Genomic DNA, 503 nt, shown 5'->3' on the forward strand with positions numbered 1-503 from the left:
ACGGTGGGGCCGCTGCCCCCCTCCTCTTCCAGCGCCTGCGGCTGCAAGCCGGTGTGCTGGATACGCACGATTTGCCAGTCGGTGTTGAGGCTGCCGTTGGGGTGTTCGGTAAGTGAAAACGTCTGACCCGGCAGCAAGGCCGCGCTGTTGGATTTGCCGCTGCCCGCCACCGCGTCGTTGCGCAGCGCATCGAGCCGGTGCTGGGCAAACGCCTTGCCGCTCGGGTCCAGCTTGTAGCGGCCCGGGAAATCGAAGTGCTGGTAGGTATCCCGTTGATGCTCGAGCTCTGCGCCCTGCTTTTTGTGGGAGAGGCCATAAGCCGGGGTCTTGAAGCTGTAGTCTTTGAGCTCCACATCCGACGGGCGCACCGCCTCCCAGTAGTGGAACTGCCGTACATAGGGGCCTTGCTCGAGGGAACGGTTGCCGAGGTTAAAGAAGAGCTCGGGGCCGGCGGTCAGGGCGGCAGCGTCATCGGCAAATACGATGCGGTGCTTGCCCGCTTC

1 protein-coding gene is annotated in these 503 nt (G+C 64.0%); it reads right to left on the reverse strand.

Going from position 1 to position 503, the window contains the following annotated elements:
- Positions 1-503, reverse strand: a 503-nt coding sequence (locus tag PG900_RS22985; RefSeq protein WP_270832378.1) for a contractile injection system protein, VgrG/Pvc8 family, incomplete at both ends; no start/stop codon positions are given.

The sequence above is a fragment of the Aeromonas sp. QDB03 genome, from assembly GCF_027707985.1.
Taxonomy (GTDB): Bacteria; Pseudomonadota; Gammaproteobacteria; order Enterobacterales; family Aeromonadaceae; genus Aeromonas; species Aeromonas hydrophila.